We start from the raw sequence: 21,069 nt of genomic DNA, 5'->3' as shown, positions 1-21,069 counted from the left end.
GTTACTCACCAGTACGCCACGCCCATCCAGAGCTTCGCGATCCCGATCAAGCCCGGTAGAGTTTGGACGGTCGTACCACCAAGCGCGAGTGGCGAAATTGGCAGACGCGCCAGATTTAGGTTCTGGTGTCTTAGGACGTAGGGGTTCAAGTCCCCTCTCGCGCACCACTCGAACACGTATTTCTGGCAGATCCGCAAGAACTGGGCCGCGCCGTCCGAGGCAGCGGCCGACCAGGACCTTCGTAGTTGAGCGGGTGGAGAACCGTTCGCGCAGATTCCCGGCAAGGCGGGCACCGGCTTCGGCGACAGCCAGTCCGGCGGCCCTGATGCTTCTGAACGCTGTCGTCAGCGACGGACGATTCAAAACCACCAGGGTGATCGACGTCGCACTGCTACTCACCCTCGCCCGTCGCTCCAACGTCGACGAACGCACCGGTGACTACGGTTTCGTCGTGGTCGACGAATGCCACCACATCGCCGCCTCCGCCTTCATCGGCGTCCTCACCCAAATCCCCGCCCGCTACCGGCGGCCTGACCGACGAACACCTGGCTCGATAGGGCGGCGATCAGACCTTGATGACGCGGATTCCAGGGCCGCACAACACCTTCAGGCCCTCGGGATCCGAGGTCAGGACGGTCTGCACCCATTCGAATTGACCGCCGAAGCGATCGCGCGCACAGTGCGCCTGGTTCGTCGATTCGCCTCACACACAGGCGATCTACAGACGGGACCGCCGGGGATTCAGGTGTTGCCCTATTCGGGCAGGCCCTTCGACGCGGACGGCGTCAGGAACTCGAGTCGCGTCGAACGGACATAGTTGTCGTGCCGGCTCCTGAAGTGCTGAATGTGTTCGCCACGTAGACCAGGGGGCCGGGTTCGGTCGCGCAGATCTCTGCGACGGATGAAAACTCCTCAGCGCCTTGATGATACGTCAAGCAGAGCAGTTCGGCGCGCTCACAAGATCCGATCCCCTTGCAAGCGCTCCGATTCCGCCCCCGTTACAGCAGGGCTCGGCGTAGAGTCACACGCTGAACACAGCGGTTCGAACAGGAGAGCAGGAGCGCGCTACGGGCACCAGCAATTCCGGCGGCACCCGCGCATCGGGCTGGGACAAGATCGCCGTGATCATCTCGATCTGCGCACTCGCGGTCAGCGGAGTAAGCGCGTGGTTCTCCTGGAACGCGAACGACATCGCAAGGGACGCCAACGATTTGTCGTCGGCGCGCAACGATTTGGAGCGGCAGGCCAGCTTGCCGCTGAAGCTGGCCGACGCCAGGATCGTGGTCTGGTCGACGGTCGCCGCCCCGCCGCATGCCGCCGACGGCATGTACGTGGACGGTGACGACACCGAGGTAGCGGATGACCACTGGATGTCGAGCACGAAACGGTTGGTCCGGCTCAGGTTCACGAACACGAACAGCTTCGATGTCTTCGTGAGCGATCCGTACATCACGCTCGCGGACGGCAGATTCATGTTCCCCCAGTACCGCTGCGAGGATCAAGAATTCGACTCCGGCGGCAAATGCACCATGAGGCTGAAAGCCGGTGACAACAAGGGCATCGAATTCGACATCCAATCGGCGAAACTCGACACTCATTTCACCGACGCGTGGCGCAAGCGCGGACTGGAACTGTGCATCAGCACCACCCTCGGACAGCAGTGCAACCTGACGACCCTGATTCTCCCACCGGGCTCGGCCGGCAGTTGAGGCCCACCGAGCTCTCTCGGTAGGGCCGCACCGGAGGCGGGACGCGCGGCGGCGACCGACATCTCGCAGGTGACCTCCATCACTTACTCTGCATGTAACCTTTGGTTACATGCAGTTGATGTGCCAGACTCCCCAAGGGCGCCCGGGTTCGTACCGGCGTGCTGAGATGAACCGGATTGGCAAGGGGGCCAACGGTTTACGGTGAATGCGGCTTTGTCGCCGCGATAAGGACGGTCGTCGGAGACCGGTGATTCAGCGCTGGACATCTGCTCGACGTCCAGGCTCTGTCTCGCATGCCCTGAGGAGAGGTAAATGACCGCTGTTCTGGATGGCATCACGATGAAGAAGAAGACGAGCTCGCCCGCGCGTGAGGTCGCACGGCTGGCGGCGTGGCTTCCGTACTACGGCACCAAGGGATATCGGCAGTTCCGGCGCAGCGGGGACAAGGCGGTCGTGACCTCGAACCTGCGCGAGTTCCTGGTGCGCATGGGTCCGATGTACACCAAGGCCGGGCAGATCCTGGGCACACAGACCGGGCTGTTCGACAGCGACGCCATCACCGAGTTCCGCGAACTGTTCGCGGACATGCCGGCGATGCCGCCGGCCGAGACTTGTATCGTGCTGCGGGACAAGGGATCCGCGGAGATGAATCGGCGGCTCGTCGACTTCGACCCGGTGGCGCTTGCGGCCGGGACGGTCGCCCAGGTGCACCGCGGACGACTGGACACCGGCGAGGTCGTCGCCATCAAGATAGTGAAATCCGGTGTGCGAGAACGCCTCGTCGCCAGCACCTCCGCGACCACCGCGATGCTGTCCACCGTGCAGAAGCTGTTTCCGCCCGCCCGGTCCTACGACGCGGTCAGCCATTTCGCCGAACTGCGCCCGTTCCTCGTCGACCAGTGCGATATGCGCGTCGAAGCGCAACGCCAGGCGCGGGTCCGGGAGAACTTCCGCGCCCATCCCTTCGTGCGCGTGCCGGAGGTGTATCCGGAGCTGTGCACCGAGGACGTGCTGGTCATGGAGTTCATCGACGACGCCATCCCCGGCACCGAATTCGAGCGCTGCACCTATCCGCGCGGTGAACTCGCGCGCCGCATGCAGGACATCATCTACACGATGGCGTTCTTCCACGGCGAGTTCCACGTCGACCCGCACCCGGGCAACATGATGGTGACCGACGACGGCCAGATCGTCATGCTGGACTACGGGCTGGTGGGCACGCTGTCGGAGGACAGCAAATGGAATCTGGCCGCCTTCTACTACGCGTGCATCCACCGCGAATGGGACAAGGCCGTCGCACGATTCATCGAAGCGTTCACCGTGCCTCCGGAGGATTCGACCGGCTTCCCGGCCGCGCGACGCCAGCAGTTGACCGCCGTGCTGCGCTACCACTTCGAGGAGAAGACCGAATCGTGGTCGACGATGGGCTTCTTCGACGACGCGACGAAGGTCCTGCGCGCCGCGAACTGGCGGCTTACCACCGAGTTCACGCTGCTCGGGCTCGCGTTCCTGACCGGCGAGGGTTTCGTCAGCGCGGTCGACCCCGATATCGACGTGTGGGCCAACGCGCGCAAGTTCACCGACCGTTTCTCACCGTTCATGAGCGCGGAACTGAAGGACCTGTTCGATACCGAGATCGCCGGCCACATGCCCCGGGCGATGGCGATCAAGAACGACGACGAGCGTGCTCTGATCGCCCAGATCCACATGGACCGGTACATGCTGCCCAGCGAGTACCCGCTGATCGTGGACACGGCCGAGGGCAGCCGGTTCACCGACATCGACGGCAACAGCTACATCGACCTGTCCAGCGGTTTCGGCCCGCACATCCTGGGTTACCGGCCGAAGCAGGTGGTCGAGGCGATCGAGGTGGCCGTGCGCAAGGGCGCGGTCAACGCGATCGGTAATCGCGCGGAACTCGACCTCGCGGCCCTCATCGCCGACGCGTTCGGCGGCGACCGCAATGTCGTGTTCACCAACTCGGGCACCGAATCGGTGCTCACCGCCTCCCGCATCGCACGGGCGCATACGGGCAAGGACGTGGTCGCCAAGTTCGAGGGCCACTATCACGGCTGGTCCGATCAGGGCATGGTGTCTTCCTGGTTCCGCTACAGCGGCGCTCCCGAAGAGCCTGTGCCGGTGAGTAATTCGGCGGGCGCACAGCGCGGCGTGGTCGAGAACACCCTCGTTCTCCAGTACGGCGCGGACTACTCGATCGAGCGGATCCGCCGCCACGCCGCCACGCTGGCCGCGGTGGTCGTCGAGCCCATGCCGTCGATGAACCTCGACTACGACCCGGAGTTCCTGCGCAAGCTGCGGGCCGTGTGCGACGAATGCGATGTGGTGCTGATCTTCGACGAGGTGGTCAGCGGGTTCCGCGTCACCTACGGCGGGGTGCAGACCCTCGCCGGGGTCGCGCCCGATCTGACCTGTCTCGGCAAGATCGTCGGCGGCGGGCTGCCCGGCGGCGCCGTGGTGGGCAGTCAGCGGGTCATGCAGACCGCGCGCACCACCGACGATCCGTTCGAGGATTTCGCGTCCCGCGCGTTCTGCGGCGGCACCACCAGCGGCAACTCGGTGTCGACCGCGGCGGGTGCGGCGGTGCTCGGCTACCTGCGCGACAACCCGGAGGTCTACCGCGAACTCGATGCCAAGACCGACTATCTGCGTGAGAGCTTGCAGCGGGTGGCCGACGAGGAGGGGGTGCGCGCACGGGTGAGCGGCAAGCACACTGTCTTCAGTATCGGATTCGAGTACTCCAAACCCGCGCTGGCCCGCGATCAGGTCGCCGGCAGCCACATCAAGGCCATGCTGGCGCTCGCGTACTACATGCGGCTCAACGGCGTGTATCTGCCCGAGCTGCATACGATCATGCTCGGCGACGCACACTCCTATGCGGACCTGGACGCGGTCGCGGTCGCGTTCGGCAAGAGCATCCGGGAAATGAAGCAGCAGAACTTCTTCGCCTTCTGATGATGACGGTACTCCAAACACGTTCTCGCCCTGGCACATCCGGCGGCACCGAGCCCCGCTCGGGCGGGCTCGCCGCCGGATGGGCCCGGCTGTGCCACCGGTTCCGCTGGCTGATTCTCGGTTGCTGGGCAGTCGTCGCGGTGGTCGGCGGACTCCAATTCGCTGCACTGGAACGACATCTCAGCCTCCCGGACTACTCGATCTCCGACTCGGAGTCGGCGGCGGCGACCCGCCTGCTGGCCGACCGGTTCCCCCGGATGGGCGCCGAACAGGTGGCCGTCGTGGTGACCGGGGCGGACGGGCAGGCCGTGGCCGCATCGGTGCGGCCGATCGTCACGGCGCTGCGCGAGATGCCGGAACTCGGCGAGATCCTCGATCCCACCACGGCACAGGTGGGTCAGCAGCTGAGCACACCGGACCGGCGCACGGCGATGATCCTGGTCGCCCTGCGCGGTCCGGTGCCGGAACGCGATCTGCGCACCGATCAGATCACCGCGGCGCTGCGCGAGGTGCGCCTACCCGACGGTGTCACCGCCGATCTGACCGGCGAGACGCCGTTGAACAAGGCGCTGGCCGAGGTCGAGCGCGAGGACCAGGCCCGAGCCGAGCTCATCGGACTGACGCTGGCGGTCCTGCTGCTGGTGTGGGGTCTGCGTTCACTGCTGGCTTCCGCGCTGGCCGTCGGCGCGGCGCTGCTCGGGGTCGCCCTCAGCAGCTGTGTGATCGCCCTGGTCTCGGATTCGGTCGGCATGTCGCAGTTCGCGCTGGTCGTCGCGACCATCATCGGTCTGGGTGTCGGCATCGACTACGCGCTGTTCCTGATCAGCCGGTTCCGCGAGGAACTCGCCGAGCGAGATCACCTGCTCGGCGCACTGACCCGGGCCTTGCGGACTTCGGGGCACACGGTGATCATCTCGGGTGTCATCGTCATGGTCTCGCTGTGCTCGATCATGATCATCGACGGGCCTGTGTTCCGCGAAATAGCCATTGCCGCAGGGCTTGTCGTGCTGTGTTCGATGATCGCGGCCGTGACCGCGCTCCCGGCCGCACTGGCGGTACTGGCGGACCGCCTGCGGCAGCCCGCTCCCGCGGCGGCGTCCACCGGCGGGCGATGGTACCGGTGGGTCGGGCACGTGCAGCGCAGACCAGCGCTGTGCGGAATCCCGGTGCTGCTCGTGCTGCTGCTCCTGGCCCTGCCGCTGACCGGCATGCGCCTGGGACTGGACCTGGGCATCAAGACGCTGGCGCAGACACCGGCCGGGCGCGGATACGCCAGCGCCGCCGAGGCGTTCGGCGGGGCCGCCGTGGCCCCGATCTATCTCACCGCCTGCGCGCCGGACACACGGACACTGACCGGCGGTGACGCCGCCGAGATCCGCCGTTACCTCGACCAGCAGCGCGGCAAACCCGGTGTCGGGTCGATGGTCTCGGTGTTCGACGTGGCCACCGGCGATTTCGAGGCGTTCACGCGAGGTCCCGTGGGCGGTGCGGTGAGCGGCTCACTGATCGACGACTCGGCCCGGCCGCGCTGCCTGCTCGCCGTGGTGCAGCCCGCGACTCCGGTCGACGCACCGGAGACCGGGGCGTTGGTGCGAGCGCTGCGGGACGATTCGGAAGGATTGGCGGCCAACGGAATCGAGGTCACGGTCGGCGGAATGTCGGCGCAGTACCGGGATCTGGCGACGGAAACCGCGCGGATGCTGCCGCTGGTCGTAGCGCTGGTGCTGGTGGTCTCGCTGATCTATCTGGTGATCACGCTGCGCAGCGTCGTCATACCGATCAAGGCGATCGCCCTGAACGCGTTGGCCACCGCCGCCGCCCTGGGCGCGACCGTCGCTATCTTCCAATTCGGCTATGGTGAACCGCTTTTCGCGTTCACCAGCGTCGGAAGCATCCAGGCGTTCCTGCCGGTGGCCATGTTCGCGGTGCTGTTCGGCCTCTCGATGGACTACGAGGTGTTCATGGTCCGCCGCATCCGTGAGGAGTATCTGCGCTGCGGCGACACCGCCGAGGCGGTGCGGCGCGCCATGGCCAGGGTGGCACCGCAGATCACCGTCGCGGGCCTGATCATGATCGCGGTCTTCGGTTCGCTCGTGGTCGCCGACGTGCTCGAGCTGAAGCAGATCGGATTCGGTCTCGCCGTCGCCATCGCGATCGACATCTCACTGGTCCGGTTGATCCTGGTACCGGTGCTCATGTCGCTGGCGGATCGCTGGAACTGGTGGTTTCCCGGCGCCGCGGCGCGGGGGTCGGAGAAGTCCGCCGAGTCCGACCGTGGCGCGTCCGCGCCCGGTAGCGTCGGCGCTGAAGGGAGTCGTTGATGCGGGTACTGGTCTTGGGTGGCGCCGGTGAAATCGGCAGGGCGGCAGCGCGATTGCTCGCCGCCGAGGTCGATCAGCTGGTGATCGCCGACCTCTCGGCGGACGCGGCCGGCGCGGTGGCCGAGCAACTCGGGCCCACCGCTGTCGCGCGGCCGATCGATGTGGCCGACCACGATCGGCTGGTCGCGCTGGCGCGGGACTGCGACATCGTGGTCAATACCGTGGGGCCGTTCTTCCGTTTCGGTCCGGGCATCCTGGCGGCGGTGATCGAGGCCGGGCGCGACTACGTCGACGTCTGCGACGATCCGGCGCCCACGGCCACCATGCTGGATCTGCATGAGCGGGCGGCGGCCGCCGGAATCACGGCGGTGATCGGTATGGGCGCCAGCCCCGGCGTGGCCAATCTCCTTGCGAGCAAGGCTGTTTCCCTGCTCGATCGGACCGAGTCGCTGGTGACCGGGTGGAACCTGCTGATGGCGCAACCGCAGCAGCGCGGCTGGCGGCCGAGCGCGGCGATCGTCCACGGGATCGAGCAGGTGAGCATGCCGATCCCGGTGATTCGCGGCGGTGCGCTGACGCGCGAACTTCCGCTGCGCAGAACCACGATCGACTACCCCGGTATCGGGCCGGGCGTCGGATGGACCTTCGGGCATCCCGAGCCGGTCACCCTGGCACGGACCTTCCCGGATCTCGCGGACTGCGTGAACGTGGCGCTCGCCCCCCGCTACGCCGTCGCCTCGCTGTCCGCGCTGGGGTCGGCGGTGCGCGCCGGGCTGGTCTCGCGCGAGCGGGCCGCGACCCTTGCCGCGGCGGCCGAGCACGTGCTGCCCAGCTCACCGTTGGCGGCACTCGACCATGGTTGCCTCCCACCGCTTTTCGCCGTCGCTACCGGAACGTTGGATGGTGCCGCGGCGACGATCGGGTGCGCACTGGGGCAATTCCCGGGATTGACCATGGCCGAGGCCACCGGCATTCCGCTCGCTGTGGGCGCCCTGCTGCGCCCGGACCGCCCCGGCGTGCACCCGCCCGAAGCGGTCTACGACCCCGACGAGTTCTTCCACCGCCTGGCCCCCTACTGCCTGGGCAACCCCCGCCCCGAATCCATGGTCGTGGTGACCAACAGCCAGTGGACCCAGGCGGTCAACAACGCCGCCCTCGACAGCGGATCCCTGGTGACCGCTCTACTGCGCTCCCGAGCCCGCTGATCAGGATTACCCGGCCGGCCTTCGACCGCGGGTGGCTGCACTGTCACTGCCCGCGCCGAAGGTCCGGGTCCCGCCCGGACTCAGCTCACCTCACGCAGTTGCTTGCGTACCCATTCGGTGTGGGGATGGTCGACGCCGAAGAGCCGCTGACAGTCGGTCAGCACATCGAGCATCAGGTCGATGCCGGCGGGCCGACCGACGAATTTCGCTACGGCTTGGGCATACCGGACTCGGCAGCCCAGCGTGCGCGGATCGGCGCTGCCGAACTCCCGATCGAATTCGGCCAGCAACTCCTCCAGAAGCGCCAGCGCCGCGCGCTCGCCCATACGAAGCATCGCCATCGCACGGTGGCGGTGCACCAGCAGAGTGTCTTTATCGGTCTCTCCGAGGACCCTGCGGCAATCGGCCAACAGGTCGTCCACCTGCTCGAGTTCCTGATTCGGACCTGCGGTCAACCCGATTGCCTCGGCCAGCATTCCTCTGATGTGCAGCGTGCTGCGATGATCCGGTCCGAGGATATTCGTCTGTCCTGCGACGGCCTCGATCAGTAACGGCAACGCCCGATCGCCATCCTCGATCTCCAGATATGCCTCCGCTAGCACCCCCTTGACGGTGATGGTTTGTTCGGCGTCGGCGCCCAATCGGTGCCGGATCACCGTTTCGACGTCGATGAGCATCGCCAGCGCGGGTGCGGGTTGCCCTGCTCCGATGTAGATCTGGGCGAGGTCGCCGCGCATGTAGGCAAGTTCGAGATCGTCGGCCCCAGGCGAACGTTCGACCTCCGCGATCAAGGATTCCAGCATCTCGGCGGCAGTGCGGAAGTCCGAGGACCACCAGTAGGCGACCGCTAGCAGCCGACGCGCCATCGCTGTGGTCCGGTGTGATTCGCCCAGCACCCGCCGACACTCCGCCGCCGTCGTGGTGAGCCAGTCGCGTGCCTCGGCTAACTGTCCCGAATGCATGTACGCACCTCCGACCGCGATGCGAGCCGCCAGAGAGTGCGGTGATTCGGATCCTTCCGACGACTCGCAGTGACGCATCCAGGCAATCAAGTCCGAGACTGTTCCGGCCGGGACGGTGCCCGATTTGCGGAATGCGATCGCTTTCAACCAGCCGACGGCGAGTTGGACTGGGCGACTATCGGCTCCATGTACCGGCTCGGCCACCGTCCGGATGTGGGTCGCGAGCGATTCAGCCGCCGCGATGTCGCCCGCTGTCATATGGTGCACGGTCAAGGTCATTTGCGCATCGAGTGTTTCGATGTGCTGCTCTCCGTACCGCCGGAGGCGAACCTCGACGAGAGCCTCCAATGTCGGCAACCGCCGGGGATCGGCGGCCACGAGGTTCTGACCTGCGGCCTGGAGCACAGAATCGAGCCGGGCCAGGTCTGGCGACGGCTGATTTCGTAGTGCGGCGGCGGTGGCAAGCTGATATGCGGCGACCTTCTCAGTGAGCGCGCGCCTGGCCTGCGCGTGTTCATCGGAGTACAGGGCGGCCAGCATGTGCCAGGCTCGCACCAGCGTGTCGTAGTCAGCGTCGGCCCGAGCTTCCAGCTCGACCGCGGCGGACTCGGCCAGCGCGATCGCGGCGCGCTGCTCGCCGGACGCGACACAACGACAGATCTCGAGCTCACGCTCTGCCGCGACTGCTTCCTGTGCCGCCGCCCCCAGGGCGCGACGGCGCTCGGCAACGATCTTTTCCAGTACCGGTACCGCGGCCTCGAAATCCCTGAGAGTGATCAGCGCGGTAGCCAGGCCGTCCCAGAGTTCCCGTATGAAGACGAGATCCGCACCGAACAATTCCTCGAAGAAGGTGTACATCACAGCCATGGCGATCGCTGCTCGCACCTTGATACCCGACAGCTCGAACTTCTCCCGGTATCCGAGCCTTTCGACATACGCCTGGAATGGTTCCGACCCCAGCATTTGCTGACAGAACGGCAAAACGGTGTCCATCAACCGCGCGGTGCCCTGCGCCTGAGCGTTTTCCATGGCGAGAGAGGCGAGCGCTGAGCGCGCGACAAAAGAAGCTCCACTGTCCGGGCCGTACTGCTGGTCTGTGTCGTCCTGAATCGCCCGATAGAGGGCCAGCGCCCCCGCCACATCCCCGGCGGCCGCTCGTGTCTCCGCCAAATCGAATCGGGCCGCCAGAACGTCCGGGCCCGGCTCGTCGGACCCGAGCTCCGCGGCCCGTAACAGCGACTCCCGGCACCGGATGGCCTCCTCGTGGCGGTGACCCGCTGTATGCGCCTCGGCGAGTGTTCGGTACGCGGCGGCGACACCCGGCGAAAGACTCTGTTGCACTTGGTGGCCCGTGTCGGAGCCGATCACATTTACCAGAATGGTCGTCGCACGGTCGATCTCGCCGCGCTGCAGCAATGCGTCGGCCAGCCCGATCAACGGCCAGCATGTGGCTGGATGATCCAGCCCGAGTATCGCCTCGTAGTCGTGGGCAACGCTTTCGAACAGTTTCAGCGCCGCAGCCCCGGTGGGATCGGCCAACTGGTGGGCCTCGGCCTGCCAGAAGCGAGCACGGAGCGTGTCCACGTGATCCGGGCTCGTCATATCCTGGAACCCGGCGATAACACCGGGATAGCGGGCGAGCCCCGTCTCGGCGTGTCCGGCATTGACAAGTGCCCAGGCCAGGAAGGCTTCGGCCTGCAGAATCATGCCGGCCCGCGCGTCCTCGTATCTGTCCAGTGTGTGCCGCACCTGATCCGCACGGTGCTTCAGGTCATCCAGGTCGCGCCGACGGAAGAAGACAGCTCGCTCGGGATCGAAAGTCAGGCAGAGTTCCGCCGCGGGCCGCAGCATTTTCCACAGCGGACCCGGGGTTCCGTGCGGCACGCGTTCGGTGACGACAAGGGCATGGCGGATCAGAGTCCGGTACTGGGCGATCGGCAGCGCGTCCATACCGCTGTATGACGATTCGTCCAGCAGCGCCGCGAGCGCACCGATAGCGGCGTCACGCCATTGGGTCGCACTTTCGGCCCCGGAGGTATCGCGCAGGATCGTCTGCGTCAGGCGATGCATGCGCACCGTACCGGTCGCCCGGAACACCAACTGGTGCGCCAGCAGGTGCGACAGCGCGATATCGACCTGCGGGCGTTCGCCACATGCTTCGACCAGGACATCGGGTATTTCCTCGGGGGCGAACCAGGCCATAACCCTGATCAGGTCCACCGCCGACGGGCAGTCCGCCCCGAGTCGCTCCAGCGAGACCCGCAGCACCTCGGCCACCGTGCGCTTGGACCGGTCCGCCGCGGGCAGCAAAGTGGTGATGAGCCTGGGATTCTCGGCCAGCCGAGCGAGGTATTCCGCGCAGCTCATCGGAGTACCAGGCAGGCACAGCAGGGCGCGGGCCTGTTCCAGGGCCAGCGGCAGGTAATCGAGTTCCCCGCAGAGCCGGTCGGCATCCGGGTCCCGGGCCAGTCGCGGTGCGTCCCGAGCCAGCAGCTGCCGCGCCGCATCCGGGTCCAGGACCGGAAGCTGGTGCACCACAGCCGTATCCGGCCACCCCGCAGTACGCCGACTGGTGAGGAGATGATGACCTTCGAGCTTGGCCAGCAGATCCCCGACCTCGTCGGGATCCTCGACGTTGTCCCAGACGAGCAACCATCCGGAGTGCGCCCGCAACCAGCGCATCGCCCACTCGGCGAGAATCTCCGAGGAAACGCCGTCGGCTCGTTTACCCTGCAATTGGCGGCACACCGCAGCCAGCGAATCCGTCAGTTCCGCACTACCATCGGCCACGATGCGCCAGATCGGGTACCGAGCACAGCCTGTGCCGACCACCTCGGCGACGGCTGTCTTACCGATCCCGGCCGCGCCGACCAGCACCCGCGTACTTGCGGCATCGGCCAACGCCTCGGTCAACTGCCCGATCAGCTCACCGCGCCCGTAGACGGCGGCCACCCGCGGCCTCGGCAGATTGCCGATACCCGCAGGCGCCACAACAGTTTCCGGCGGCAGCAGGTCCAGCCCCTGGTGCTGGATGGCGATGCTGTGCGCGGAGACGTTCCGAAATTCGACCCGTAGACCGTAGTCCTCCCGCGCGGCTGCGGGGTCTGCTACGGCCGCGCGTTCGGAGGGTGGATAGGCCCCGATCCCCCGGCGCGGACTCCCGTGATCTTCACGGCACCCGCCACTTTGGCATCCTCGACCACGACGCCGCTACCGACGGCAGCGATATCGGTGATCTCGAGTTGCCCGGATTCGATGCGCCGCAGACGAACACCGACGATCTCGGCGGCCTCCGGCCGCTCATCCTGGATCGCGGCGAGCAGTTGCCGCGCCGCCTCGATCAGTTCTTCGTCCGCACCGGCGCCAGCTTCGGACAGCTCCTCGGCCAGTACCGCGCGCCGCGAAGCCAATTCCGGCTTGGACTCGACCACACCCAGGTCTACCGTCTCGTATCTCCGCGTGATCAAGCCCTTCAACGCAAGGTAGGCATCGGATATCGCGTTCTTCGCGGTTTCCGTCAACCCCGCTGCCGCACCCGCAGCCACCGCCGCGGCGATCATCGTCACTGGCTCCACCCCACCAACCCTCCCATTCTCGGACGAAGTGGCCGTCGCATACCGCCGATCGTAATGCCTTGCAGCACAGCGAGAAGCCGCTACGGGCGCACTGCCCCCTCACACCAGTGCGCCGGCCCCCGGGCGGTCGAATTTCAGCGTCGAGATCTGGTAGCCGGACCGCTTCGCCAGCGCGGTGAGCGTCTTGGCCTGCCCGTACTCCACGATGGTGTCGCACCGCAGATCCTCGACCAGGGCGCGAAATCCCGTGTGCCACAGCACCGGCGAGGTGAGCTGGCGGATCAGGCGGTCTCGCCAGCCCGCGCCGTCGGTGTGGGGGCGGCCGTCGACATTGGCGACGACGGGCGCGTGCCGGGCGGCGAACCGCACGGTGTCCAGCGCCTGGGCCAGTGGCTCGCACGCGGATTCCATCAACGGGCAGTGGAACGCTCCCCCGACCGAGATCCGGACCGGGCGCAGGGCCAGCGCGTGCACGCGCGTCGCGGCTTCGTCGATCGCGGCGACCGTGCCCGAGAGCACCACCTGTCCCGGGCCGTTCACATTGGCGACCCACACGTCGTAGCCCTCCGAACGCGCCTGTGTCACCATCTCGTCCACGGCGGAGACGTCCGCGCCGACGACGACGAGCATGGTCGAATCGGCGCGCCGCGCGGCCGCGAGCATCGCGCTACCTCGCGCAGCGACCAGTCGGGCACCGTCGGTCACCGACAGTGCCCCGGCCGCGACCAGAGCGACGTATTCGCCGAGACTGTGGCCCGCGAACGCGACGACCTCCGGATCGGATACGCCGAGGTGCGCGTCGTGATATCCGAGCACACCCATGGCGAACATCGAGAGCTGAGCGTTGTCGGTCTGTTGCAGGGTCTGCTCGTCCGATACCAGCAGCAATTCGGACACATCGCGGCCCACACTGTCGGAGATCTCCTCGACCAGTGACCACGCCGGGCTGTCCCGCCAGTGCTCACCCATGCCCGGTTTCTGAGCGCCCTGTCCGGGAAAGACCGCTGCGCGAACCGTACTCATCCGCATCCTCCGGCGTGCGAGATGTCGGCTCCGACCAACTGCGGTTCCCCGCGCTGGTCGGTGTCGGCCGGGGTAATGTCCGCGACCGGCTCGGGGTTGCCGCGGGCACGGACCGCTTCGACGAACTCCTCGAGCCGTTCCAGCCCCCAGTACTTCTGCCGTCCGACAATGAACAGCGGCGGGCCGAAAACGTCGTCGTGGAATGCGGTCGACAGTGCTTCGACCGCTAGGTCCCGATACCGTGGATCGTCGGCCGCCGTCGAGACCAGTTCGGGGTCCAAACCCAGTTCGGTGGCGATATCGGCGATTACCGCGGGATCGTCGATCGCACGCCCCTCGGTCCATCGCGCCTGGTAGACCCGATCGATGTACTCGAGACCGCGCCCCTGCTCGGCGGCCGGGAAGTAGCCGATATGCGCCACCTCCCACCGCACCGCGTTGTCGAACGGCCAGGTGACCCGCAGATTCCGCCGCTGGGTCAGGCGCCGGATGTCCTGGAGCAGGTAGCGGTGCTTCTCCTTCGACATCGGAACGTAGACGAAATCGGCTCCGGCCGCGCGGGTCCGGGCGAGAATGTCCTCGTCCGGATCCCAATAGGGAATCCAGGTCAGCTCATCGGGCAGATGTCCGTACAGTTCTTTCATGTCCCGGAACGCCAGCCACGAGTAGGGACTGCGAAACGAGAAGTAATGCCGCGGTGGCGTGGATTTCCGGTTCATCTTCGATTCCTCTTGGTTCGAACCATGACGCTTGTGCCCTGAGGCGGTGGATCAGATGACGGCGCCGCCGTCGACGTGCATCACCGAACCGGTGACGTAGGAGGCGTTGTCGCTCAGCAGGAACTCGACCATCGCCGCGACCTCGTCGGCGGTGCCGACCCGGCGCACCGGGATGCTCTTGACGATCTTCTCCGACTGCGCGGCCGGAATCTCGGCGACCATATCCGTGTCGATGTAGCCGGGGGCCACCACGTTCGCCCGGATGCCGTAGCGGCCGAGTTCGCGTGCCATCGACTTGGTCATTCCGATGACCCCGGCCTTGGTGGCCGAATAGTTGGTCTGCCCTGGATTGCCGTAGACACCGGAGATCGACGACATGGTGACCACCGCACCGCTGCGACGCTTCATCATCTCGAAAACGACCGCGCGGCAGACGTTGTAGACACCGGTCAGATTGGTGTCGATCACCGACGACCAGTCCTCGGGGTCGAGCATCACCATCGGCTTGTCCTTGGTGACACCGGCGTTCGCGACGATCGCGTCGATCGGGCCGAGGTCCTCGGCCACCGCATCGACGAATTTGCGCACCGCGGGCCCGTCGCTGACGTCGACCGCGAACGAGGACACTTTGCGGCCCAGCGCGCGCACCTCGTCTTCGACCGCGGCCGCGGCGGTGGCGTTCGACGAGTAGCAGAACGCGACGTCGTATCCGGCCCGGGCCAAGCGAAGGACACATGCCCGGCCGATACCGCGGGATCCACCGGTTACTACCGCTACCTTGGTCAACGTACTACCTCCATCGGCTCATGTTCTGTCAGTTGTGCGGGCCGGGACCGGATCTCGTCCTGGTCCCGCATGGTCACCACGGCCGAAGCCACCTCGAGGACGAGCTGCCCGTCCACCTCGCACGTCCCTTCGAACACGAAGGTGGTGCCGGTGGAGCGAACCAGTCGCACCCGGTTCTCCAGCCGGTCACCCGGCAGCACGGGGCGCAGCACCCGAATGTCGGTGATCGACCCGAAAAGCATTGCCTTGTCGGTCAAGTCGTCCGCATCGTCGGTGCTCCACAGCGAGAGGATCCCGGCCGCCTGGCACCACGCTTCGATGAGCAGCGGGACCGGATACGCGTAGGCGCTCAGCGGAGCGTCGTCCGGCACATCGCGATACCACGGCTCGTTGCAGGTGATCGCCTTGGTCGCGGTGATCGTCCGGTGCGGCACCAGCTCCTCGACCCGATCCACCAGCAGGATCGGGAACCGGTGGGGCACACGCTGTTTGATCTCGTCGATCTGGATCGGCATCATCGCACCTCGTCCGCGCCGCTGATCGGGTAGCGCAATCGCGCTCGTACACACACGTTTTCGCCCGACGACACCACCGAGCGGAGCACCCAGTCCTGATCCTCGCGCTTCCACACGTTCGTGATCGACACCTCGTCACCCGGATAGATCGGGTGCAGGAACCGAGTGGAGGCGATGGCGCCCAACGTCAGTCCGGGTTCGGGCAGGGCCTGTTCGGCGGAACGAGCGACCAACTCGATCGTGCACACGCCGGGAAATATGGCGAAGTCGGGATAGTGCCCGGCGAACACCTGCTCGGTGCGGGCTATCGAGACCTCGGCGGTGGAATTCAGGCCGTCGCGGTGCACGACCCGAACCTCCGCCTGAACTGCCCGCGCGGCGACACTCATTGCTCCGCCTCACCCACACGCAGCACCGCGCAACCCATCGCGCCGTCGCGGTCGTAGGCGGTGACGACGGCGATCGTGCCCGGGCTGTCGCGCACCGTCACCAGCACCGACGCGAGGGCGAAACTCGTGCACGCGGCACCGGTATCGCCGATCCGGTCGGACACGTCGATCGCGGCCGCGGACGAAAGCCCCGCTCGTGCCAGGGCCGCCGACTCGATGCCGTCGACGTCGCCGGCACCGGCCATGATGCCGACCTGCTCGGGCCGAACCCCCGCGTCCCGCAGCGCGGACGCGATGCAGGACGTCATCAGCTGCACCGGATCGACGCCCATACCCGGAGCACACACCCGGAAACTGGTGGACAACAGCGTCGCCAGCGGCGTACGTCCCGGGCCGGCGGTCTTCTCCAGCAGGAACAGCGCGCAGCCTTCGCCGAGGGTCACCGGCTCTGGCCGCGGACCGCGGATGAGCCGCTCCAGCCAGGCGCGATTCACGGTGTACTCTTCGGCCGCACCGCAGATCACGGCCTCGGCCTGCCCGCCACGCAGGATCCGGCTGCTGTATTGCAGCGCCGACAGCCCGGCGACCCGCCCCGAGGAAACGGTCGCGTTCGGCCCACGCAGCGAGTACCAGATGGCCGAACGCCCGGCGGCACAGTTCATGACCGCGTTCGGGAAGCGGGACGGATCGACATGGTAGGGCTTCTCGCCGACGAGCGAGTCGCGGGTGAAGTCCATCATCGACTTGGTGCTGCCGGTGTCGGTGCCCAGGACCAGAGCGATGTCGTCACAGCCGCCGATCTCGTCCCGGCCGCCGAGATCGCCGAGCAGTTCGCGGACCGCGGTCACGGTCAGCCCCGTGAGCCGGTCCAGCGAGCGCGTACCTTTCGAACCCAGCTCGGCGCGAATATCGAAGTCGGGGACGACGATCGCCGTCCAGTCGTCGACCTCGCACGAGAGGGACTCGGGACGGTCCGTCGAGCGCAGACCGGCGCTCGCGGCCGCGGTGCCGATCCCGAATGCCGACACCGCCGACCATCCGGTGATGACGCCCAGCGCGGTGCGGGCCTGGATCGGTGCGTCCGAAGGTGATTCGGCCACGACTGTCATGCGCGTGCTCCATGGGTGAGTTGAATTCGGTCGTTGAAGCGGTCGATCGCGGCGCTGAACTCCGCCGGCGTCTCGACCATCGGGAAGTGGCCGCAGTGCTCGAGCAACGTCAGCTCCGCGTCGGGGAGCTGGCCGGCCAGGACCGTGCTGTCGGCCGGAGGCGCCGCGACGTCGCCTCTGCCGGAGAGGATGAGACACGGGATGTCCATCTCACGAACGTTCATGTCCGGTGTCCGCAGATAGGTTTCGAAGAACTTCAGCCACCCGTACGGGCCGATCCGATCCTGTACCCGCTCGGCCATGCCCATGAGCAGGTCGCCGGAGATGGGCCGCCCCTTGGCACTGACCCGGATGCCCTCCGCCATGATGTGCACGAACCCGTTCACATACGAGGACAACACATTCCAGTCGAAGTCGTCGTGCGCGGACTTGTAGAACGGCGAAACCAGGACCAGGCCCTTGACCCCGCCGAGGACTTGCTCTCGGATCGGCCGCGTCGCGAGATCGAGCAGCATCGTCGCGGCGAACGAGTGTGCGATGACGACATCCACACCGCCCGGCACCGCGGCGACGGACCGCGCTATCCACTGGGTCGGGTCGGGATGACGCGCCCAGGCCCCGTCCTCGGTGCCGCTCCACGGCAGATCCCCGACCCACACCTCCGGGTCGGCGGCGGCCCCGGAGATACAGCCGAGCGGATTCGCCAGGCCACCCCACCGCCCCAGCACCGGGTCACCATGCCGGGTCCACACCCGCCAGCTGGTGCCGAGGCCGTGCAGCAGCAGCGCACGAATCGGGTGCTGCTGCTCGGACCGGCGCACCAGCACGACCGGGCCGGTGGCCACCTCAGCCGGCACGGGCCACCTGCTCATCGCCGAAGACCACGACGGCGTTGTTGCCCGCGAAGGCGAGACCGTTGTTCTGCACCACCGAAACCGGCGTTTCGATGGACTGATTCGGCACGCAGTCGACCCCGCATTCGGGATCGGTCTCCTCGTGGTTGATCGTCGGGGGAATGAAGCCGTGTGAGATGGACAGGGCACAACCCACCGCCGCCAGCGCCGACGCGGCCCCCATGGTGTGCCCCAGCATCGACTTGATCGACACCGTGCGGGGCAGATCGTCGCCGAAAACCTCCCGGATGGCGGCGGCCTCGGTGATGTCGTTGGCGCGGGTGCCGGTGCCGTGGGCGGAGATGTAGTCGATGGACGACGCGGCCACGCCGGCCGACTGCTGCGCCTTGCGCATGCACCGCTCCACCGACCCCCGGTCCGGAGCCACCGGATGCAGTGCGTCGCAGGTCATTCCGTAGCCCAGGACGACCGCGTAGACGGTGGCGCCGCGGGCCCGCGCGCGGTCGAGATCCTCCAGCAGAAGCATCCCCGCACCCTCACCGGTGAGAATCCCCTTGCGGTTGATATCGAAGGGCTGGCATTTCTCGGGCGCGATCGTTCCCAGTCGATAGAAGCCGGAGAACGTCTTGCGGCAGAACGCATCCGCACCGCCCACGATCGCGTAGTCGACGTCCCCGTAGGAGACGGCGTCGTACCCGTAACCGATCGCGTAGTTGCCCGCGGCGCAGGCGACGGGCAACGTCAGGACCTCGACGTCGGTCAGCCCGAGTTCGGCGGCGACACCGCTGGACAGGCGTCCCGCGGGGACGCGCCGTGCGATCTCCGGCGACAACCCGGCCCAGCCCTGCTCGACTTCCTGCGCGACCAGGGAATCGAGGTCGCGTGACTCGCCATCGGTGGTTCCGACGCTCACCAGCGAGCGTGCCGCGGCGAGCTCGGCCGGGTCCAGGCCACCGTCCGCGACCGCCATCTTCGCGGCCGCGATCGCGAACTGGGTGGCGCGCCCGAGACTGTCGATCTCGAGCCGCTCGATCCAGTCCTCGGGCGCGAACCCGCGGACCTCACCGCCCCGGGAGTGCTCGAATCCGGTCGTGTCGAAGGATTCGATCGTCGAGGCTCCGGAGCGACCCGCACGCAATCCGGCCAGGAATTCGGTGGCACCTATTCCGATACTCGAGACCGCGCCGAGCCCGGTGACGGCCACAGCCCTACGTCCGGCGTCGTTCGCCTTTGCCATTTCCATGTCCTTCGAGTGAGCTATTCGGCTTTCGCCGTGGAAGATTCGGCCTTCGAGAGCTCGGCCGTAACTGATTCGTCGACGGTGCCGGGCGAGCGCACCGCGGCCAACAGGACCGCGGAAAGCACGGTGCCGACCACGAGGACACCCCCGCCGACCAGGCCGACGATGTCGATGCTGTCGGTGAATGCCTCGACCGCCGCGGTGCGCAGCGCCGCACCGGCCTCGGCCGGCAGTTCGGCCGCGACCTGGAGCGCGCCGACGACCGTCTCGCGAGCCGTCGCAGGCAGGTCGGCGATGCTCGAGCCGGTCACCTCGGCCTCGGCCAGCCGGTCACGGAAGATCCCCGCGCCGACCGCACCCAGGACCGCGATACCGACCGCCGACCCGAACTCGGTACCGGTCTCGGTCAACGCCGACGCGGCTCCGGCCCGCTCGGGCGGAGCCGTGGTGAGAATCGTGTCGGCGGTGAGGGTGGTGGCCACCAGGACACCCGCGGTGAGCGCCGACTGGGCGGCCATGATGTACCAGACCGACGAGTCCGGCGTCACGAAGCACAGCAGGAACCCACCCGCGGCGCCGATCGCGATTCCGGTGCACACCACGATCATCGGGCGCACCCGCTTGGCGATCTCCACCGCGGCGACCATCGCGAGGATCCCCGGCGGCATCGCCGTCAGGAACCACAGTCCGGCCTTCAAGGTGTCGTATCCGAGCACCATCTGCAGGAACTGCGTCGTGAACAACGCACATCCGAAGAAGCTGAACATCATGACGAGGTTGACGGTGATCGCGCCGCTGACCGCCCGCACACGCAGCAACGCCGGTTCGATGAGCGGCGATTCGACCCGCAGCTGGCGCCAGCCGAAGTAGCCGAACAACGCGACACCGATCAGGATCAGCGCGGCGATGGGAAGGTCCAGGCCGACCCGGGCCCACTCCTTGATTCCCTGGATCAGGGTCAGCATCGCGACAATGGACACCGCCGCGCTCACCAGGTCGATACGCCCGCTCGCACCGTCTTTGGTTTCCGGGAGGAAGAACGGTCCGCAGACGACCAGCAGCAGCATGACCGGCACGTTCATGAAGAACACCGAGCCCCACCAGAACTGCTCGAGCAGGGCGCCGCCCAGGACCGGACCGAGCGCCGCGCCGGCCGCGAGCCCGCCGTTCCAGATCCCGATCGCCTGGGTGCGCTGCTTCGGGTCGACGAACATCGTGCGGATCAGGGCCAGCGTGGAGGGCATCAACGTCGCTCCGGCGATGCCCATCAGCGCACGGGCCCCGATCAGCATCTCGGGGGTCGTGGCGAACGCGGCGAGGGCGGAGGCGAGACCGAATGCGGTGGCGCCCACCAGCAACAGCAATCGACGACCGATGCGGTCACCGAGCGCGCCCATGGTGATGAGCAGTCCGGCCAACAGGAAGCCGTAACTGTCCAAGATCCACAATTGCTCGGTCGAGGACGGCGCGAGATCCTCGGAGATATGCGGAAGCGCGAAATAGAGGACCGAAAGATCCATCGAGATAATTAGACACGGAATTGTCAGTATTGCGACGCCGATCCATTCTTTCCGCGTCGCTTGCGGAAATTCTCCGGAAGTTGTTGCCCGCTTCGAGCTTTGGCCGTCGTCCATATCTTTGACGCTATCTGCTTCGGAAGTTACATTCTATGATCTGACAGGAAGTTGC

General features: G+C 66.9%; 17 protein-coding genes and 1 tRNA gene. 7 read left to right on the top strand and 11 right to left on the bottom strand.

Annotated elements, in window-relative coordinates:
- Positions 1-82: 82 nt before the first annotated feature.
- The 6 genes from ACFVMC_RS28275 to ACFVMC_RS28250 all read left to right on the top strand — a co-directional run bounded on the left by ACFVMC_RS28275 (position 83) and on the right by ACFVMC_RS28250 (position 8,208).
- Positions 83-167: transfer RNA gene (locus ACFVMC_RS28275), tRNA-Leu, on the top strand.
- Between the two features lie 158 nt (positions 168-325).
- On the top strand, positions 326-817 hold the full coding sequence (locus tag ACFVMC_RS28270; RefSeq protein ID WP_379215210.1) for a hypothetical protein: 492 nt from the start codon (positions 326-328) through the stop codon (positions 815-817).
- A 304-nt stretch (positions 818-1,121) separates the two neighbouring features.
- On the top strand, positions 1,122-1,709 hold the full coding sequence (locus tag ACFVMC_RS28265; protein ID WP_379215208.1) for a hypothetical protein: 588 nt from the start codon (positions 1,122-1,124) through the stop codon (positions 1,707-1,709).
- A 312-nt stretch (positions 1,710-2,021) separates the two neighbouring features.
- The gene (locus ACFVMC_RS28260) at positions 2,022-4,682 is read left to right on the top strand and encodes an aminotransferase class III-fold pyridoxal phosphate-dependent enzyme (RefSeq protein ID WP_379215206.1); all 2,661 of its coding nucleotides are present in this window, start codon (positions 2,022-2,024) and stop codon (positions 4,680-4,682) included.
- 2 nt (positions 4,683-4,684) lie between these two features.
- The gene (locus ACFVMC_RS28255; RefSeq protein ID WP_379215204.1) at positions 4,685-7,003 is read left to right on the top strand and encodes an MMPL family transporter; all 2,319 of its coding nucleotides are present in this window, start codon (positions 4,685-4,687) and stop codon (positions 7,001-7,003) included.
- Positions 7,003-8,208, top strand: a complete 1,206-nt coding sequence (locus ACFVMC_RS28250; protein ID WP_379215202.1) for a saccharopine dehydrogenase family protein — start codon at positions 7,003-7,005, stop codon at positions 8,206-8,208. Before ACFVMC_RS28255 ends, ACFVMC_RS28250 begins: the two co-directional genes overlap by 1 nt.
- Before the next feature lie 80 nt (positions 8,209-8,288).
- Here ACFVMC_RS28250 and ACFVMC_RS28245 read toward each other — a convergent pair whose 3' ends face one another.
- Positions 8,289-11,447, bottom strand: a complete 3,159-nt coding sequence (locus ACFVMC_RS28245; RefSeq protein WP_379215200.1) for a tetratricopeptide repeat protein — start codon at positions 11,445-11,447, stop codon at positions 8,289-8,291.
- Positions 11,448-11,750: 303 nt separating this feature from the next.
- Here ACFVMC_RS28245 and ACFVMC_RS28240 point away from each other — a divergent pair, with 303 nt between their 5' ends.
- On the top strand, positions 11,751-12,245 hold the full coding sequence (locus ACFVMC_RS28240) for a hypothetical protein (RefSeq protein ID WP_379215198.1): 495 nt from the start codon (positions 11,751-11,753) through the stop codon (positions 12,243-12,245).
- A 32-nt stretch (positions 12,246-12,277) separates the two neighbouring features.
- On the opposite strand, the gene ACFVMC_RS28235 is transcribed toward ACFVMC_RS28240, so the two are convergent.
- The 10 genes from ACFVMC_RS28235 to ACFVMC_RS28190 form a co-directional block, all read right to left on the bottom strand.
- Positions 12,278-12,736, bottom strand: coding sequence for a hypothetical protein (locus tag ACFVMC_RS28235; RefSeq protein ID WP_379215196.1), 459 nt, complete (start codon positions 12,734-12,736; stop codon positions 12,278-12,280).
- Positions 12,737-12,844: 108 nt separating this feature from the next.
- Complete coding sequence (locus tag ACFVMC_RS28230; RefSeq protein ID WP_379215194.1) at positions 12,845-13,768, bottom strand: ACP S-malonyltransferase; 924 nt, start codon at positions 13,766-13,768, stop codon at positions 12,845-12,847.
- Positions 13,765-14,487 carry a 2-hydroxychromene-2-carboxylate isomerase gene (locus ACFVMC_RS28225; RefSeq protein WP_379215192.1) on the bottom strand — a complete coding sequence of 241 codons (723 nt, stop codon included), beginning with the start codon at positions 14,485-14,487 and terminating at the stop codon, positions 13,765-13,767. Before ACFVMC_RS28225 ends, ACFVMC_RS28230 begins: the two co-directional genes overlap by 4 nt.
- A gap of 51 nt (positions 14,488-14,538) precedes the next feature.
- Positions 14,539-15,273, bottom strand: a complete 735-nt coding sequence (fabG, locus tag ACFVMC_RS28220) for a 3-oxoacyl-[acyl-carrier-protein] reductase (RefSeq protein WP_379215190.1) — start codon at positions 15,271-15,273, stop codon at positions 14,539-14,541.
- Positions 15,270-15,791 carry a 3-hydroxyacyl-ACP dehydratase FabZ family protein gene (locus ACFVMC_RS28215; protein WP_379215189.1) on the bottom strand — a complete coding sequence of 174 codons (522 nt, stop codon included), beginning with the start codon at positions 15,789-15,791 and terminating at the stop codon, positions 15,270-15,272. Before ACFVMC_RS28215 ends, fabG begins: the two co-directional genes overlap by 4 nt.
- Positions 15,788-16,177: a hypothetical protein gene (locus tag ACFVMC_RS28210; RefSeq protein ID WP_379215187.1), complete on the bottom strand. Its 390-nt coding sequence runs from the start codon at positions 16,175-16,177 to the stop codon at positions 15,788-15,790. The genes ACFVMC_RS28215 and ACFVMC_RS28210 overlap by 4 nt, the downstream gene beginning before the upstream one ends.
- Complete coding sequence (locus ACFVMC_RS28205) at positions 16,174-17,286, bottom strand: beta-ketoacyl synthase N-terminal-like domain-containing protein (protein ID WP_379215185.1); 1,113 nt, start codon at positions 17,284-17,286, stop codon at positions 16,174-16,176. The genes ACFVMC_RS28210 and ACFVMC_RS28205 overlap by 4 nt, the downstream gene beginning before the upstream one ends.
- Entirely contained in the window at positions 17,283-18,158 is an 876-nt protein-coding gene (locus ACFVMC_RS28200) for an alpha/beta fold hydrolase (RefSeq protein ID WP_379215183.1), read from the bottom strand. Before ACFVMC_RS28200 ends, ACFVMC_RS28205 begins: the two co-directional genes overlap by 4 nt.
- Positions 18,133-19,377: a beta-ketoacyl-[acyl-carrier-protein] synthase family protein gene (locus ACFVMC_RS28195; protein ID WP_379215182.1), complete on the bottom strand. Its 1,245-nt coding sequence runs from the start codon at positions 19,375-19,377 to the stop codon at positions 18,133-18,135. The genes ACFVMC_RS28200 and ACFVMC_RS28195 overlap by 26 nt, the downstream gene beginning before the upstream one ends.
- 20 nt (positions 19,378-19,397) lie before the next feature.
- Positions 19,398-21,014, bottom strand: a complete 1,617-nt coding sequence (locus tag ACFVMC_RS28190) for an MFS transporter (RefSeq protein ID WP_379215180.1) — start codon at positions 21,012-21,014, stop codon at positions 19,398-19,400.
- Positions 21,015-21,069 lie beyond the last annotated feature (55 nt).

The organism is Nocardia sp. NPDC127579 (assembly GCF_042672005.1).
Classification (GTDB): domain Bacteria; phylum Actinomycetota; class Actinomycetes; order Mycobacteriales; family Mycobacteriaceae; genus Nocardia.
This window is presented reverse-complemented; position numbering and strand designations above follow the sequence as displayed.

Bases quoted from the DNA above. Each gene is read 5' to 3' on its own strand.
- ACFVMC_RS28270 (WP_379215210.1), top strand. From the start codon at position 326: ATGCTTCTGAACGCTGTCGTCAGCGACGGACGATTCAAAACCACCAGG.
- ACFVMC_RS28260 (WP_379215206.1), top strand. From the start codon at position 2,022: ATGACCGCTGTTCTGGATGGCATCACGATGAAGAAGAAGACGAGCTCG.
- ACFVMC_RS28255 (WP_379215204.1), top strand. From the start codon at position 4,685: ATGACGGTACTCCAAACACGTTCTCGCCCTGGCACATCCGGCGGCACC.
- ACFVMC_RS28250 (WP_379215202.1), top strand. From the start codon at position 7,003: ATGCGGGTACTGGTCTTGGGTGGCGCCGGTGAAATCGGCAGGGCGGCA.
- ACFVMC_RS28240 (WP_379215198.1), top strand. From the start codon at position 11,751: ATGATGACCTTCGAGCTTGGCCAGCAGATCCCCGACCTCGTCGGGATC.
- ACFVMC_RS28230 (WP_379215194.1), bottom strand. From the start codon at position 13,768: ATGAGTACGGTTCGCGCAGCGGTCTTTCCCGGACAGGGCGCTCAGAAA.
- ACFVMC_RS28225 (WP_379215192.1), bottom strand. From the start codon at position 14,487: ATGAACCGGAAATCCACGCCACCGCGGCATTACTTCTCGTTTCGCAGT.
- ACFVMC_RS28215 (WP_379215189.1), bottom strand. From the start codon at position 15,791: ATGATGCCGATCCAGATCGACGAGATCAAACAGCGTGTGCCCCACCGG.
- ACFVMC_RS28210 (WP_379215187.1), bottom strand. From the start codon at position 16,177: ATGAGTGTCGCCGCGCGGGCAGTTCAGGCGGAGGTTCGGGTCGTGCAC.
- ACFVMC_RS28205 (WP_379215185.1), bottom strand. From the start codon at position 17,286: ATGACAGTCGTGGCCGAATCACCTTCGGACGCACCGATCCAGGCCCGC.
- ACFVMC_RS28200 (WP_379215183.1), bottom strand. From the start codon at position 18,158: ATGAGCAGGTGGCCCGTGCCGGCTGAGGTGGCCACCGGCCCGGTCGTG.
- ACFVMC_RS28195 (WP_379215182.1), bottom strand. From the start codon at position 19,377: ATGGCAAAGGCGAACGACGCCGGACGTAGGGCTGTGGCCGTCACCGGG.
- ACFVMC_RS28190 (WP_379215180.1), bottom strand. From the start codon at position 21,014: ATGGACGACGGCCAAAGCTCGAAGCGGGCAACAACTTCCGGAGAATTT.